The 14,723-nt window shown below is 31.2% G+C and carries 14 protein-coding genes; 3 read left to right on the top strand and 11 right to left on the bottom strand.

All coding sequences use genetic code 11. The features are described from left to right. Positions 1-36 precede the first annotated feature (36 nt). The 3 genes from cobC to LGK95_RS05495 all read right to left on the bottom strand — a co-directional run bounded on the left by cobC (position 37) and on the right by LGK95_RS05495 (position 2,299). Positions 37-624 (bottom strand): alpha-ribazole phosphatase, encoded by a 588-nt coding sequence (gene cobC / locus LGK95_RS05505; RefSeq protein ID WP_226123033.1) that lies wholly within the window; start codon positions 622-624, stop codon positions 37-39. A gap of 19 nt (positions 625-643) precedes the next feature. After that, positions 644-1,726 carry a nicotinate-nucleotide--dimethylbenzimidazole phosphoribosyltransferase gene (gene cobT / locus LGK95_RS05500; RefSeq protein WP_226123031.1) on the bottom strand — a complete coding sequence of 361 codons (1,083 nt, stop codon included), beginning with the start codon at positions 1,724-1,726 and terminating at the stop codon, positions 644-646. A gap of 312 nt (positions 1,727-2,038) precedes the next feature. Next, complete coding sequence (locus LGK95_RS05495) at positions 2,039-2,299, bottom strand: DUF3892 domain-containing protein (protein WP_226123029.1); 261 nt, start codon at positions 2,297-2,299, stop codon at positions 2,039-2,041. 310 nt (positions 2,300-2,609) lie between these two features. On the opposite strand from LGK95_RS05495, the gene LGK95_RS05490 reads away from it, so the two are divergent. The 3 genes from LGK95_RS05490 (at position 2,610) to LGK95_RS05480 (ending at position 6,049) form a co-directional block, all read left to right on the top strand. Beyond that, a complete protein-coding gene (locus tag LGK95_RS05490) occupies positions 2,610-3,269 on the top strand; it encodes a metal ABC transporter ATP-binding protein (protein WP_226123028.1) in 660 nt (219 codons plus the stop codon). 9 nt (positions 3,270-3,278) lie between these two features. Continuing rightward, a complete protein-coding gene (locus LGK95_RS05485; protein WP_226123026.1) occupies positions 3,279-4,076 on the top strand; it encodes a metal ABC transporter permease in 798 nt (265 codons plus the stop codon). A 623-nt stretch (positions 4,077-4,699) separates the two neighbouring features. Then, on the top strand, positions 4,700-6,049 hold the full coding sequence (locus LGK95_RS05480) for a sodium-dependent transporter (protein ID WP_226123024.1): 1,350 nt from the start codon (positions 4,700-4,702) through the stop codon (positions 6,047-6,049). A 93-nt stretch (positions 6,050-6,142) separates the two neighbouring features. Here LGK95_RS05480 and LGK95_RS05475 read toward each other — a convergent pair whose 3' ends face one another. From LGK95_RS05475 to LGK95_RS05440, 8 genes are all read right to left on the bottom strand, one after another. Further along, positions 6,143-6,553, bottom strand: a complete 411-nt coding sequence (locus tag LGK95_RS05475; protein WP_226123022.1) for an HNH endonuclease — start codon at positions 6,551-6,553, stop codon at positions 6,143-6,145. 101 nt (positions 6,554-6,654) lie between these two features. Then, a complete protein-coding gene (rpsA, locus tag LGK95_RS05470) occupies positions 6,655-7,830 on the bottom strand; it encodes a 30S ribosomal protein S1 (RefSeq protein WP_226123240.1) in 1,176 nt (391 codons plus the stop codon). Positions 7,831-8,070: 240 nt separating this feature from the next. Then, entirely contained in the window at positions 8,071-9,060 is a 990-nt protein-coding gene (gene cbiG, locus LGK95_RS05465; protein ID WP_226123019.1) for a cobalt-precorrin 5A hydrolase, read from the bottom strand. 269 nt (positions 9,061-9,329) lie between these two features. After that, positions 9,330-10,268, bottom strand: coding sequence for an ABC transporter permease (locus tag LGK95_RS05460; protein ID WP_226123017.1), 939 nt, complete (start codon positions 10,266-10,268; stop codon positions 9,330-9,332). Next, positions 10,261-11,340, bottom strand: coding sequence for an ABC transporter permease (locus LGK95_RS05455; protein ID WP_226123015.1), 1,080 nt, complete (start codon positions 11,338-11,340; stop codon positions 10,261-10,263). Before LGK95_RS05455 ends, LGK95_RS05460 begins: the two co-directional genes overlap by 8 nt. Beyond that, positions 11,341-12,861 carry an ABC transporter ATP-binding protein gene (locus tag LGK95_RS05450; RefSeq protein WP_226123013.1) on the bottom strand — a complete coding sequence of 507 codons (1,521 nt, stop codon included), beginning with the start codon at positions 12,859-12,861 and terminating at the stop codon, positions 11,341-11,343. Positions 12,862-12,899: 38 nt separating this feature from the next. Then, complete coding sequence (locus LGK95_RS05445; RefSeq protein ID WP_226123011.1) at positions 12,900-14,006, bottom strand: BMP family ABC transporter substrate-binding protein; 1,107 nt, start codon at positions 14,004-14,006, stop codon at positions 12,900-12,902. A gap of 40 nt (positions 14,007-14,046) precedes the next feature. After that, the gene (locus LGK95_RS05440) at positions 14,047-14,619 is read right to left on the bottom strand and encodes a xanthine phosphoribosyltransferase (RefSeq protein WP_226123009.1); all 573 of its coding nucleotides are present in this window, start codon (positions 14,617-14,619) and stop codon (positions 14,047-14,049) included. Positions 14,620-14,723 lie beyond the last annotated feature (104 nt).

Below are 14,723 nucleotides of genomic sequence, written 5' to 3'. Positions count from 1 at the left end.
GACCTTTAATATGTTTTTAAATGTCAACTTAATTTTCTAGTTATGTATAATTGCATCAATATATAAATTACCATATTCATATTTTATAATACTTATATCACCATTCTTACAACCAAATTTCCAAAACAAATCTATGTTTTGATCCATAATATAACAATATATAGCTCTTATAACTCCCGAGTGAGCACATATTAAAATATTCTCATTTTCTAACCTTTTTATATCTCCCATGAAGCTCTTAACTCTTTCACATAGCTTAATATAACTTTCTCCATTAGGTGGTACAAACTCTTTCCAATTCTCTTTCCAACACATACTTTCTTTGGGATAGAGCTTCAAGATTTCATCGTAGGTCCTTCCTTCAAAATCTCCAAAATTAGTTTCATTTATTCTATCATCTTGTATAACTTCAATTTTCTCTAGTCCTAAGGCTAGCTTTGCCATTTCTAATGTTCTTCTTTTATTACTAACATATACTCTATCTAATTTTATGTCATTAAAGAAGTCTCTCGCTTTAATGCCTTGACTTATGCCTTTTGCATTTAAGCTTATATCCATGTTACCATAATAAGAACCTTTTCTATTTTCTTCCGTCTGTCCATGCCTTAACAAATATATATTCATAATTTTATACACCTAATTTCTACCCTATGGTATTCTCCCTTATATCAATATACTTGTTACTGTCAAGCTTCGCCTCTTCAAATGTTCCCATATTATCCATTGTAAACAGAGCCGCCTCAATTATATTAAAAGCAAGAGGACAACCCGACCCTTCCCCTAATCTCATATTCAAGTTCAACATAGGTTTTAATCCCATCTCATTCATTATAAAGGCCGCTCCAGGTTCCGCAGATAAGTGAGATGCGAATATATACCCTATTACTAGTGGGTTTAATTTATAAGCACACAGAGCAGCTGCTGAGGATATAAAGCCATCAATAACTATAGGCACTCTATTTTTCGCAGCCGACAAAAAACAACCACATAATGCTGCAATATCAAATCCACCAACTTTTGAAAGCACATCAATAACATCATTTTTATCGGGCATGTTAATTTCAATAGATTTTTTAATTACTGTCTTTTTATGAATGTATTGCTCCTCTGTAATCCCAGATCCTTTGCCTACTGTCATATCTACTTCTAATCCAGAAAAAACGCTTAAAATAGCTGCACTTGTGGCTGTGTTTCCTACACCCATTTCCCCAGTTCCAAACAAGTCATAACCCTTACCTACTAAATCATCAACCGTTTCAATCCCAACTTCTATAGCTTTAATTGTTTGTTCTCTAGTCATTGCAGGACCCTTCATCATGTTCATGGTTCCATATGCAATTTTTTTATTTATAATCTTAGAATTGCTAAAGTCCACATCAACTCCTACATCAACAACTGTAATATCACTTCCAGCAAATTTTGATAAAACATATACTCCTGTAATTTTCTTTGTGAAATTATTAGTAACTGTTGCTGTTACACTTTTAGGGCAATTAGAAACTCCCTCATCTACAACTCCATTATCACTGCACATGATAACCACATTTTTTTTATTTATTTTATTATGTATCTTTCCAGTAATTCCTGCCATCTTCGCTATAATGTTTTCTATTTCACCTAAACTTCCAATAGGTTTTGTTAAACTATCAAGTCTATTCCATGCATTCTTAGTAGCTTCCTTATTCAATGGTTCGATGCACTGTAAAGTGTTTTTTAGTATTTCCATCTTGTTTCTCCCCCTGCTAATCTATATCTATTACAAAAGTTTTACATAATAAAAAAGAAACATTATTGTGATATAATACTCATATTTTATACGTATAATTGTAATGTAAGTCTATTAAAATATACCTTTATAGTATTCCAAAGGAAAAACTTTTTCAAGGAAAATTGCCAATCACTATAAAAGAATGTTCATTAGTTGTTAACCGTCCCCTCATAAGTTTCACCCTAAAGTTATCCTAAAACAAAAATAGAAAAAAACAGAGACAACTGAATATCTCTGCTTTAAATATTTCATAAATATTATTGTTATTTTTTAATATATATCATTATCATCTATAACGGGCAGACTATCTAAATTATTTGCTTTATTTTGATCAGGTAGACTTTTTAAGAATTCTTCACCTTTTTTTGAAGTAGAGACAGAAACCCCACTTATATTCCCTTGTTTTGCAAGTAATACAGCTTGTTCTTTTGAAACTATTTCTCCATTTTCAAATTCATATGCTGTAATTTCTCCTTGACTATCCTTTGCTACTCTACTAATGGCATGGGTTGCACCTTCGTTTTTATTCATAATAACACTACCTTCCCTCATTAAATGCATTTTATTATGCATTTTTATTATAAGATACTAACGCAAATTTGAGTATGCTATAAAATAAAGTATCATCATATACAGTTTTACCAATTATATAAATTTTATGATATATATTTATATAATTATTTGGCAATAATACTAAGAGAATTGTTGCAAGTTATTCGCATTTAGGTGTATACTACTTGTTACTGCTATTATTTTATACATATATTTATTGCCACTTTGCATAATTATATATGTAATAACTAATAGTTTTCTATTGAAAGAATTAATAAGGAGGATTTAGATGATTAACATAAAAAATTTATGTTTTACATATACAAATTCAAAACCCTATGTACTTAATAACATTAATCTTAAAATTGAAAAAGGAAGTTATGTGTCAATTTTAGGTGAAAATGGTAGTTCCAAAAGTACTCTAGTTAAATTAATATTGAACTTATTAAAACCTAATAGTGGTGAAATTTTTATTTTTACAACTAGAATTGCATATGTAGCCCAAAAAGTTGAAAATTTTAATGCTCAATTTCCTATAAGCGTTTATGAGATGCTAAATTGCCACAGAAAAGTATTAAAGCTTAAAGATAAAAATCTTATTATAAAAAGTCTTCAAGCTGTATGTATGGAAGATCATTCTCATACTCTTATTGGAAACCTCTCTGGAGGACAACAACAAAAGATTTTTATTGCCAGAAGTTTGATTGGTAACCCTGAGCTACTAATTTTAGATGAACCTTCAACCGGCATAGACATGCAAAGTATGGAAGATATATATGGAATTATTAAGGGATTAAACAAAAAACTAGGTATTACAGTGGTTTCTGTAGAACATAACTTAAAAGCAGCCCTTGAGAATTCAACTGATATTTTCGAGATGAGTAAGTGTAGTGGAATACTTTATACTATACATAATTATAAAAACAAATTACAAGATGAAAGGGGGTAAGATTTTTTTATGTTTGAATATGGCTTTATGCAAAATGCTTTAATTGCATCGGTTCTAATTTCTATTTTATTCCCAATTGTGGGAGTTTTCCTTGTGTTAAAAAGATACTCCATGATGGGAGATACTATGGCTCATGCTTCCTTCGCCGGGGTAGCAATTGGCTTAGTTCTTGGATATAATCCTATAATTTGTGCATTCATTTTCACAGCTCTATGCGGTCTATCCATCGAGTTTTTAAGAGATTATTATAAAAAGTATGCGGAATTAATCTTAGCAATTGTACTCACCTTTAGTGTAGGTGTTGGAATAACTTTATTAAGTACAGGTAAAGCAGGTGCCAATGTTAATTCTTTTCTATTTGGAAGCATACTAACTGTTACAAAAACTGATTTATACATAATGCTTGTACTTAGTGTAATCTCTATAATAACTTTACTTTCTCTATATAATCAATTATTATATATTACTTTTGATGAAGAAGGTGCCAAAGTTTCTGGCGTAAAGGTTAAGGTAATCAACTATGTATTTGCTCTACTTGTAGGGGCTACTATTTCAGTATCTTTAAGAATACTTGGAATAATGGTTATGTCCTCTATGATTGCCTTACCTGTAGCTACATCACTGCAACTTAATAAAGGTTTTAAGCAAACTCTGATTTACTCTATAATGTTTGGGTTTATTGACATTATATTAGGTCTTGTTATATCTTACTATATAAACTGTGCACCAGGGGGAACTATAGCTCTCACCTCTGTATTTGTATTAGTGCTTATAATTGGTTGTAAAAAATTATTGTCTAGAGCTTGATTATCACCTATAGTACTCAGTCATTTATATTATTCAGTAATTGAACTAGCAAAATTGTAAAGCTACGTCTTATCATGACCTAGGGATTTCCCTTTATATTATTAGTGCCATATTAAAGAATTCTTAGATAATATATTGACATTTTAGAATCATAAACTTATAATATTTATAAGTTGTAGAAAAATTATAAATATTTCCCAAAGTGAAGACAGAGATAAAAATACCAGATTTCTATCCACAGAGAACTAACATTTGGTGAAAGTTAGTGTTAGATAGGTATAATGATCACTCTTGAGTGCCAATTCGAAAGATTTATTCTGTAGATGAGGACGACCTGTCACCGTTATATGACTAAAGTTTAAGTAAATCATTATATTTCCCAACGTATTATATAAAATTTACTTTGACTTGAATAATGAGGTAATTTAATAAATTACAAACTAGGGTGGTACCACGTTAAGTATAATCTTTCGTCCCTATGAATATATAAATATATTCATAGGGATGAAAGATTTTTTTATTTTTATTTTTTTATATTTATATGTTAAATTTCAAATAACGCTTTTGTAATTTTTTAAAAGTATCAAAAATCAAAAAAATATTTTAAAAAAGGTGGATTAATAATGAAAAGAGACAATTTCGGTTCAAAATTTGGTCTTTTGGCCGCTGCCGCTGGCTCAGCCGTAGGTTTAGGTAATATATGGAAGTTTCCTTATATTACTGGTAAAAATGGAGGTGCTGCTTTCATTTTAGTATACCTAGCATGTATATTATTAATAGGCCTTCCTGTAATGATTTCTGAATTTGTTTTAGGGAGAAAAACACAAGTTAATGCCATAGCCGCCTTTAAACAGATCAAGCCAAATAAACCTTGGTACTTAGCAGGTATTTTATCTGTTTCTACTGCATTCATAATATTATCCTTTTATTCTATAATTGCAGGATGGGTTTTTTCATACATTGGTAGGTCAGCTATAGGTAATTTAATAACTGTATCTCCTGATAACTTAAGTGAATACTTTGGAAATATTACTAGTAGTCCAATAGAACCACTATTTTGGACTTTTTTAGTTTTAGCACTAACAGCTTTCGTTGTAATCTTAGGGGTTAAAAGCGGAGTTGAAAAGTACAGCAAAATTTTAATGCCATTATTATTTATTCTAATAGTTATATTAATGTTTAGATCTTTGACCTTAGATGGTGCATCAAAAGGAGTTGCATTTTTGTTTAAGCCCGATTTTTCATTACTAACTACTAAAGGAGTATTGGAAGCTTTGGGACATTCTTTCTACTCACTTAGTTTAGGCATGGGCATAATATTGACATATGGAAGTTATATTGATAAAAAAGTAAATATTGTTTCCTTGGCAATTCAAGTTACTATTGCTGATACGGTAATTGCTTTAATGGCAGGACTAGTTATTTTCCCGGCAGTATTTGCATATGGGCTTGAACCAACCTCAGGACCAGCTTTAATATTCATAACTCTTCCAGCAGTATTTAAGGCTATGCCTTTCGGCGGTGTTTTTGAGACTTTATTCTTCCTTTTAGTTGGTATTGCTGCTATAACTTCAACAATTTCTCTTTTAGAGGTTATAGTATCCTTCTTTACAGAAAAATTTAATATTGGAAGAAAGAAATGCACTATTTTAATTTCCTTAGCAGTTTTTGCTCTCTCAATTCCAAGTACCTTATCTTTTGGGATTTGGAGCGATATTAAAATATTCCACAAAAACTTCTTTGATCTCTTCGATTTTATTGCCTCTAATATTTTCTTACCTGTAGGTGGAATATTGATATGTATTTTTGTCGGTTGGGTTTGGGGAAGTAAAAATGCAATCAAAGAAATTACTAGCGATGGATTATATTCATTTAAAGTTGAGAAACTATATAGTTTCATAATAAAATTTGTTGCTCCTATTTCTATAGGCATAATATTATTATATTCTACAGGAATTATTAAGTTAAATTAAATGTTTGATATCTATTGTCAAAAATTAAAAGCTATATGAGACAGTAATTATATCTCATATAGCTTTTAATCTTTTATAATGGTTTCAAAATTTTCACACTCTTGTTTTAAAAGTCACTTCTTCTAAGATTTTTGATTCTAAAATCATATTCTCATCATATTTTTTTCTACCCATAAGTTTAAAAATAATATCACTTCTTTTATAGCCTTTATCACTTTGCTTATATTCTTTAAAAAGTCTTTTAATCATTCCCTTATTTATTTTAAGTAAAGATTCTAATTCCTCAACTAGATAAAATTCCTTAATTAAAATATCTTCGAGTTTTCTTTGCATACTAAGCTTATACTCTAGATCTAATCTCCTATTTTTATGAGGTCCTGTTTTCCCTCTATGATGATGCGTGCAAAGGTATCTAAAGTTAAGTGGAAATTCGATGCCTCCTTGACTCTTATAAACTATATGATGTTTATCCGCTGGATTTCCACAGATTTCACACTTTAGCAATATTTTGCCCCCTTAAAGTATTACGAGGCAAAACAATTATTAGTTGTTTTGCCTCGCAAGTCTTACTAAGATTTATAATTTTATTAAAACTCAAGCTTTAACTAAAATTTATAGTTTTTTAACTTATCTCCTAATATATCTCCTAAAGTTAATCCACCTTGTTCTTCTTGCTTATATTGTGAAAAATCTTCATTTCCTCTTGCAGCTTCTTTAATACTTAGACTTATCCTTCTATCTTTTTCATTTATTTCACCAATTTTAACTTTTACAACTTCTCCAACTTTTAATACGTCAGAAACCTTTGCTATACGTTCCTCTGATATTTCTGATAAATGAACTAGTCCTTCTACTCCTGATTCAAGTTGTACAAAAGCACCGAAATCCATTAGTTTTACAACAGTTCCTTCTACTATAGCACCAGACTTGTAGTTCTTTACTATATTATTCCATGGGTTTCCTTCTTCAGCTTTGAGTCCTAAAGATATTCTTCCTTTTTCTTTATCAAAATCTAGTACCTTAACCTCTACTTCGTCTCCAACTGATACTACTTCTGATGGATCTTGAACTCTTTTCCATGATAATTGTGAAACGTGAATAAGACCATCAATGCCACCTAAATCTACGAAAGCACCAAATTTAGCTAGTCTAGTTACAACGCCTTTTCTCTTTTCACCCTTTTTAAGTTCATTCCAAACTATATCTCTTTTAACTGCATTTTCTTCTTTTTCTATTACTCTTCTAGATAAAACTATGTTTTTGTTTTCTTTATCAAGTTCAATTATTTTAACTACTAAAGTTTTTCCTTTGAAGTCCTGTAAGTTTTCTATATATGCATCTGACATTTGTGATGCAGGTATAAATGCTCTAACTCCTTCAATATAAGTTGTAGCTCCACCTTTTACTATATCACTAACTGTTATTTCTAAAGTTTCATTTGCATCTAAAATTTCTTGGAATTTATCCCATACTTTTAGGCCATCTGCTCTTTTTTTAGATAAAAGCACGTTTCCTTCTCCATTATTAATTTTCATAATATATACAGAAATTTCATCACCAATCTTAACTATGTCTGTAGGGTTAATATCTTTTTCATTTGATATCTCTTCTTTTGATATAACTCCGTCTGCCATAAAACCTATGTTAACAACCACTTCTTCTTCATTTACAGAAATTACTTTTCCTTGTACAACGTCTCCACTATGAATAATTACTGTAGAATCTTCAGTATTATCCATTGCATCTTTCATTGTAACTTCCTCGTTGCTATCTGTTGTCATATCTTTCATGGTAACATTCTCTTCACCATTTGCTGTCGTATCTTTGATTGTAACTTCTTCTTTCTTATTCTCTGTTGTCATATAAATACACTCCTCTTATTGCATAATTGCTATTAATTTTATCTTTAAATTATTTATAGTCTAATATAACTAGATCCTATAAATATTCATTGAAATCCTTCTTATTTTCAAAATACACTTATTTGTAGATTTTTTCTTTAAAGCATCTACTCTATTATATCATACTTCACCTATACATAAGGTCATACCATTTAATTTCATTTTATTTTTTATAATTTTTGCACCGCAAAGTTCTACGCAAGGTTCACAAACAGCTCTAACCCCTATAGTTTGCTCTACAAAATTACTACCAAAAAATTTATATTGTATTGGCCTTATATCATCTATTGTAAATATTCTAAGCTGACACTTAAAATAATTAACTAACTCGTTTATCGCTACCTCATCTTTTTTTAATGTAACAGTTGTTATATATTTAATAGCCCTAAAATCTATATTAGATTCTTTAAGAATCATAATTACTGTCTGCTGCATTTTTTCAGATGAAAAATCTTTTCGGCATCCTATTCCAAGTACGATATTCTTTCTTATTAATCTAAGAGTAGGTGTTACATCCACTACTATTCCCTTATTAATACTTTCTTTACTACAAACGCATAGTAACCCAAAAATATTATCTAAACTACTACTATATCCAGTAGGTGTTTGTATTATTCCTTTATCATCAAAAAAACCAACTTTTTTCCCTTCTATTAAAAGCGTAGCTATCTCTTTTGATTTTTTTAAATCCTCAATAATAAGCTCATTGTCTTTAGCTACCATATCCGGAGCTGTAATACCTAAATTATCTGTAGCTGTAGTTATTATAGGTTGTGCCTTAAGAATTCTACTAACTTCTAATGTGAGCTCATTTGCACCACCTAAATGACCACTTAAGAGACTTATAACATAATTACAAGAATTATCTATAACTACTACTGCAGGATCTATGTCCTTACTTTTTATATATGGTGCTATAGCTCTAACTGCAATTCCTGTAGAACTTATAAAAATAATACCTTTATAATTTTCCATTACCATTTTACTAACTGTTTCGAAATTAAAATCTCTCCGATTTTTCTTTGAATATAAATCGAAATTAATACTTGAGGCTAGACTTTGTGCAATTTCGTCTCCCTGTTTTGTAAATGTAATAACTGCATATTTCATTTTTTCACCATTCCTACTATACATCATACTATGATTAAGTGAAAAATACAAAATAATTGGGGACGGTTAACAAATAATTATTTATATGATAAATAGGTATGATAAAAAGGTAGGGACAGTTAAGTACAATTCATAAGTCAAAATGTTATTAACCATCACCCGCTAATAATCCACAATAAATCAAAAAGTTGTTAACCGTCCCTCCCCCGCCCAATAAAAATTGCATAGCAATTTTTATTATTACCATGCAATCATAATCATATATACCACTATCTCTCTTCTCTAAAATAAGGAACTGAAAGCCCAGCTGGTGGTGAGTTTTTATTAGATTTCTTAATAGACACCAGTACTAAAATAACTATTGTAACTACATATGGTAGCAAATCAATAAGATATTGAGATACTTCAAAATTAGGTAACCCCTGAAGTCTAAATCCTAATATGTCAAGACCTCCAAAAAGGTATGCTCCGAGTATTGCCCTCTGAGGCCTCCATGTTGCAAAAATCACTAAGGCTACTGCTATCCACCCTCTTCCCGATGTTACATTTTCTTGCCACGCTGGAACGTAAACAAGGGATAGATAAGCTCCTCCAAGACCACAAAGAGCTCCACCTATTAATGTATTCACATATTTATATACATTAACATTTATACTAGCCGCATCAGCAGCTGCAGGATTTTCACCAACTGCCATTGTATTTAAGCCCTTAGCTGTTTTATATAAATATATAAATAAGAGAATAGTTATTATATACCCCAGATACACAAACACATCTTGTTTAAAAAATATATCCCCTATATACGGTATATCAGAAAGTATTGGAATACTTTTAGGTACAAAGAATGCTTTAACTTTATCCGGGGTTACTTGTCCAATCAATTTTTTACCTAACATACTAGAAAACCCTGTTCCAAATATAGTTAGTGTTAAACCACATACAACTTGATTTGCACGAAGTGTTACAGTTAAAAATGCATATATTAATGCACCAAAGGCTCCTGCAATTGCCGCAGCTATCATAGCTATAATTGGATTTCCCGTACTTAACCCTGCCATAAATCCAACTACGGAACCCATAAGCATCATACCTTCTACACCTAAATTAAGGTTACCTACCTTCTCTGTTAATAATTCACCTAAGGTAGCGAAAAGTAGAGGTGTACCTGCTACAACAGCAGCGGCTAAAAATGTTGTTATACTATTCATTTTTATTTTCCTCCTTTACTATGCTTTGAGACTTAAAATCCATTTTATATTTAGTGAAAAATTCACTTCCTAATACGAAAAATAATATAACTGCTTGTATTAATTGTGCAGCTGCCTCAGGAATTCCGAATGCTGTTTGAACAAATGACGCTCCCTCTAAAAGTGCAGCAAAAAGTATTGATACTACAACTATTATCGGTGCACTTAATGCTGAAAGCCATGCTATGATTATAGCTGTAAATCCTGCCCCACCCGCAACTGCAGGAGATAAGGTTCTACTCACAGCTGATACCTGAATCACACCCGCAATTCCACATAAAGCTCCACTTAAAAATATAGCTATATACATAGTTTTTCGAATTTTAATTCCAGCATACATAGCTGTTTTTTCACTTTCTCCAAGAACCGATATTTCATAGCCCTTCTTAGTATATTTCATGAAAATATACACTATAATTACAAGTATTAGTGCAATTATCCATCCCATATTTATACCCAAAACATCTGGAAGCGTTGCATTCACAGAAAAACTAGGTATTGTAGGAAACCCCATTGCGTTCTTATCTTTCCAAGGGCCATACTGTAGATATGTAACAAATTTTAAGGCTATGTAATTTAACATCAAAGTTACAATTGTTTCATTTGTATTCCATTTTCCTTTAAGCACAGCAGCAATTAATGCCCATAAGCCCCCTCCTATAATACCTGCGCAAAACATTATAAGTATCAAAGGAATTGTAGGCATATCGTAGAATTTCAGAGCAAAAAAGGTAGCAGCAAATGCTCCCATCACTATTTGTCCTTCACCACCAATATTCCAAAATTGCATTTTGAAGGCAATAGAAATTCCAAGTGAAGTTATAACTAGTGGTATCGCCCTGATAAGTGTTTGCTTTATACTATAAGTTGAACCAAAGCTACCCTTTACAATAGACGCATAAACCTCTATAGGATTAAGTTTAATTACTAGTAAAAAGATGCCAAGTACAAGCAATGATAGGAGTACTGATATACATCTAATTTTAAAATTATCAGTCTTATTAATTCCAGCTCTTTTAACAATGTGTATCATCTATATCTCCTCCCTCTGGGTAGCATTTCCCAGCATCATCATGCCAATTTTTTCTCTTGAAGCATCCTTTGCAGAAACAATACCAGTAGATTGTCCATCACAAAGAACCATGATCTTATCACATAATTGAATTAATACATCTAGATCTTCTCCAATGAATAATATTGCCGTTCCCTTTTTTTTCTCCTCGCTTATTAAATCATAAATTGTATAACATGTATTAATATCCAGACCTCTTACTGCATATGCCATGATAAGTATCTTAGGATTCATGCTTAATTCTCTTCCAACTAATATTTTTTGTATATTACCACCTGATAAATATTTTATAGGATGATAGATATCTGGCGTTTTAATTTCAAATTTTTCAACCATGTTTTTTGCTTTAATTACGACTGGTTTTCTATCTATAAACATACCCTTTTGTTTATGATAGTCTTTTAATAAAAGGTTATCCACCATACCCATAGACGCAACCAAACCCATTCCTAATCTATCTTCTGGTATAAAGCTCATGCTTATACCTTTATTAATAATATCTCTAGGAGATTTACCTACTAAATTCTCTCCCTCAAAAACCATTTCACCAGAAGTGACACTTTGTATTCCGGCAATAGCTTCACATAATTCTCTTTGTCCACTACCAGCGATTCCAGCCACACCAAGAATTTCTCCACGCCTTAGTGTGAAACTAATATTCTTAATTATCTCTGCCTTTTCGGCATTTAACACTTTTAAATCTTTTATCTCAAGCATTACATCTCCGGGATCTTTCTCTATCCTATGTATAGCTAAATTCGCCTTACGTCCCATCATTAATTCTGTTAATTGTTTCGGAGTGGTATTTTCTTTCTCCACTGTTTTTACTGCTTCACCTTTTCTTAGAACCGTAATCTTGTCGCATATATCCATTACTTCACTCATTTTATGACTTATAAATATAATTGCGCAGCCTTTCTCTTTCATCTTCATCATTATTTTAAATAATTTATCAGTCTCGCTTTTAGTAAAAACCGTAGTAGGTTCATCTAATACTAAAATGTCAGCACCCCTATAAAGTACCTTAAGTATTTCAAGGTTTTGCCTCTCCCCCACTGCCATATCAGAAACATATTTATTTATATCAAGCTCTAAATGAAATTTTTCACATATACCATTAATCTTTTTAATTTCAAGCTTGTTATTAAAAAACAAGCCTCTATTTTGACCCAGTAATATATTTTGCCTGGCAGTCATTTCCTCAACTAATTTAAAATGTTGATATATCATTCCTACACCAGCATTAATAGCATCCTTCGGGCAAGTGAAATTCATATTTCTCCCGTGAATAAAAATAGAACCGCTATCAGGAGTATATATTCCTGATAGCATGTTCATGAGAGTACTTTTGCCGGCCCCATTTTCACCTAGAAGTGCATGAATTTCTCCACCATGCACCGTTAAGTTCATATTATTATTAGCTATTACTTTTCCAAAAGTCTTGCTAATATTATCTATAGATACATAAGGGATTTTATCCATATTTAAATTCTCCTCTCAAAAATATTTTTAACACTATATTATTTTGCTATTTTTCCTTCTATTCCTTTAACAAACCAATTAAATTGTAATAATTCTGCGTCTGTCATAACTTTGCCTTTTGCTATTTTAACGGCTCCTGTTTGATCTCTTAAAGGTCCTACAAATATTTTGTTTTTGCCTGATAAAATATCTGCTTTAGCTTTAGCCACAGCTCCTGCTGCTCCAGTTGGTGCATTTTTTGTAAGGGGTGCAAGATTTACTACTCCAGATTCTAATCCTTTCCAATAACTTCCTGATTTCCAAGTACCAGCTTGAATAGCTTTTACTTGTTCAATGTAATATGGTGCCCAATTCCAAATTGGTGAAGTCATGTATGCCTTAGGTGCTTTAGCTTTCATATCTGTATTATATCCTATAGCAGATATCCCTGCTTCTTCTGCTGCTTGTAATGGTCCGGCAGTGTCTTGATGCTGAGCCATTACATCCACTTTTTCTGCAATTAATGCTTTTCCTGCCTCTTTTTCCCTAGCTGGGTCATACCAAGTATTAGTCCATTTAACTTTTACTATAGCTTTTGGATTTACAGATTGTACCCCTAATGTAAACGCATTTATTCCTCTAATTACCTCTGGGATTGGGAATGCTGCTACATATCCTATTTTATTTGTTTTAGTCTTCATTCCAGCAACTATACCTGAAAGATATCTTGCTTGATATATACGTCCGAAATAGTTAGACATGTTTACTGAAGTTTTGTACCCAGATGCATGCAAATATTTAACATCAGGATGCTTCGCAGCTGATGCTGCCATTCCGTCCATAAATCCAAAACTTGTTCCTACAATAACATTTGCTCCTTGATTAATCATTTCCTCGCATACTTTTTCTACTTCTGCTAAATCCTCTTTTACCGATTCCTTATATAGAGTCTTTACACCTAATTGTTTTTCAAGCTCTTTTCTTCCCATGTCATGAGAGTATGTATACCCCTCATCTCCTACAGGTCCTACGTATATAAATCCTACAGTTAATTCCTTGTTTTGTGTTGCTTTATCCCCAGTTTTTTTATCACTACTACATCCTACTAGTATTAATGGCATAATTAATGTAAACGCTAATAATAAACTTCCTAATTTCTTTTTCATTAATAAATCCCCCTTTAATATAATTAATAATTATTATTTCTTATTTAAATACTACCTTATTATCTTGTAACGATTTTATTATTGCGAGTGACTCTACTTTAACACCCTCCTTTTCTATGCATTTTCTCCCATTCTGAAATGCTTTTTCAATTACAATTCCTACTCCAACAACGTTTGCTTCAGCTTGACGTACAATTTTTATAAGTCCTAGTGCTGCATTCCCATTAGCTAAAAAGTCATCAATTATTAAAATTTTATCTTCTTTTTTTATATACTTTTTACTAGTTCTTATTTTGTAGTTCTTATTTTTTGTAAAAGAAAACACATCAGCTTCATATACACTAGTGTCCATTGTAGTTGCTTCATTCTTTTTCGCAAAAACTACAGGAATGTTATTAAAGTATTGTGCCACAATACATGCTATTCCTATACCTGATGCTTCAACTGTTAATATCTTTGTAATTTCACTACTAGAATACCTTTTTTTGAATTCTTGTCCAATTTCATTTAGGAGCTTTATATCAATTTGATGATTAAGAAAACTGTCAACTTTTAAAATCTCACTACCTATTACTATCCCTTGATTTGTTATTTTATTCTTTAGTGCTTCCATTCATTTTCTCCTTTGTTAATTATATTTTTGTCATATATAATTGGTAAAATAAAAACTCCCTAGTAAACTATTTAACAAGTTACCTAAGGAGTTTACAATAAAAA

This window comes from Clostridium algoriphilum (genome assembly GCF_020443705.1).
GTDB lineage: Bacteria > Bacillota > Clostridia > Clostridiales > Clostridiaceae > Clostridium_AD > Clostridium_AD algoriphilum.
Note: the sequence above shows the minus strand (reverse complement) of the source record. Positions and strands in the feature narration are given on the sequence as shown.

Bases quoted from the DNA above. Each gene is read 5' to 3' on its own strand.
- cobC (WP_226123033.1), bottom strand. From the start codon at position 624: ATGAATATATATTTGTTAAGGCATGGACAGACGGAAGAAAATAGAAAA.
- cobT (WP_226123031.1), bottom strand. From the start codon at position 1,726: ATGGAAATACTAAAAAACACTTTACAGTGCATCGAACCATTGAATAAG.
- LGK95_RS05495 (WP_226123029.1), bottom strand. From the start codon at position 2,299: ATGAATAAAAACGAAGGTGCAACCCATGCCATTAGTAGAGTAGCAAAG.
- LGK95_RS05490 (WP_226123028.1), top strand. From the start codon at position 2,610: ATGATTAACATAAAAAATTTATGTTTTACATATACAAATTCAAAACCC.
- LGK95_RS05485 (WP_226123026.1), top strand. From the start codon at position 3,279: ATGTTTGAATATGGCTTTATGCAAAATGCTTTAATTGCATCGGTTCTA.
- LGK95_RS05480 (WP_226123024.1), top strand. From the start codon at position 4,700: ATGAAAAGAGACAATTTCGGTTCAAAATTTGGTCTTTTGGCCGCTGCC.
- rpsA (WP_226123240.1), bottom strand. From the start codon at position 7,830: ATGACAACAGATAGCAACGAGGAAGTTACAATGAAAGATGCAATGGAT.
- cbiG (WP_226123019.1), bottom strand. From the start codon at position 9,060: ATGAAATATGCAGTTATTACATTTACAAAACAGGGAGACGAAATTGCA.
- LGK95_RS05460 (WP_226123017.1), bottom strand. From the start codon at position 10,268: ATGAATAGTATAACAACATTTTTAGCCGCTGCTGTTGTAGCAGGTACA.
- LGK95_RS05455 (WP_226123015.1), bottom strand. From the start codon at position 11,340: ATGATACACATTGTTAAAAGAGCTGGAATTAATAAGACTGATAATTTT.
- LGK95_RS05450 (WP_226123013.1), bottom strand. From the start codon at position 12,861: ATGGATAAAATCCCTTATGTATCTATAGATAATATTAGCAAGACTTTT.
- LGK95_RS05445 (WP_226123011.1), bottom strand. From the start codon at position 14,006: ATGAAAAAGAAATTAGGAAGTTTATTATTAGCGTTTACATTAATTATG.
- LGK95_RS05440 (WP_226123009.1), bottom strand. From the start codon at position 14,619: ATGGAAGCACTAAAGAATAAAATAACAAATCAAGGGATAGTAATAGGT.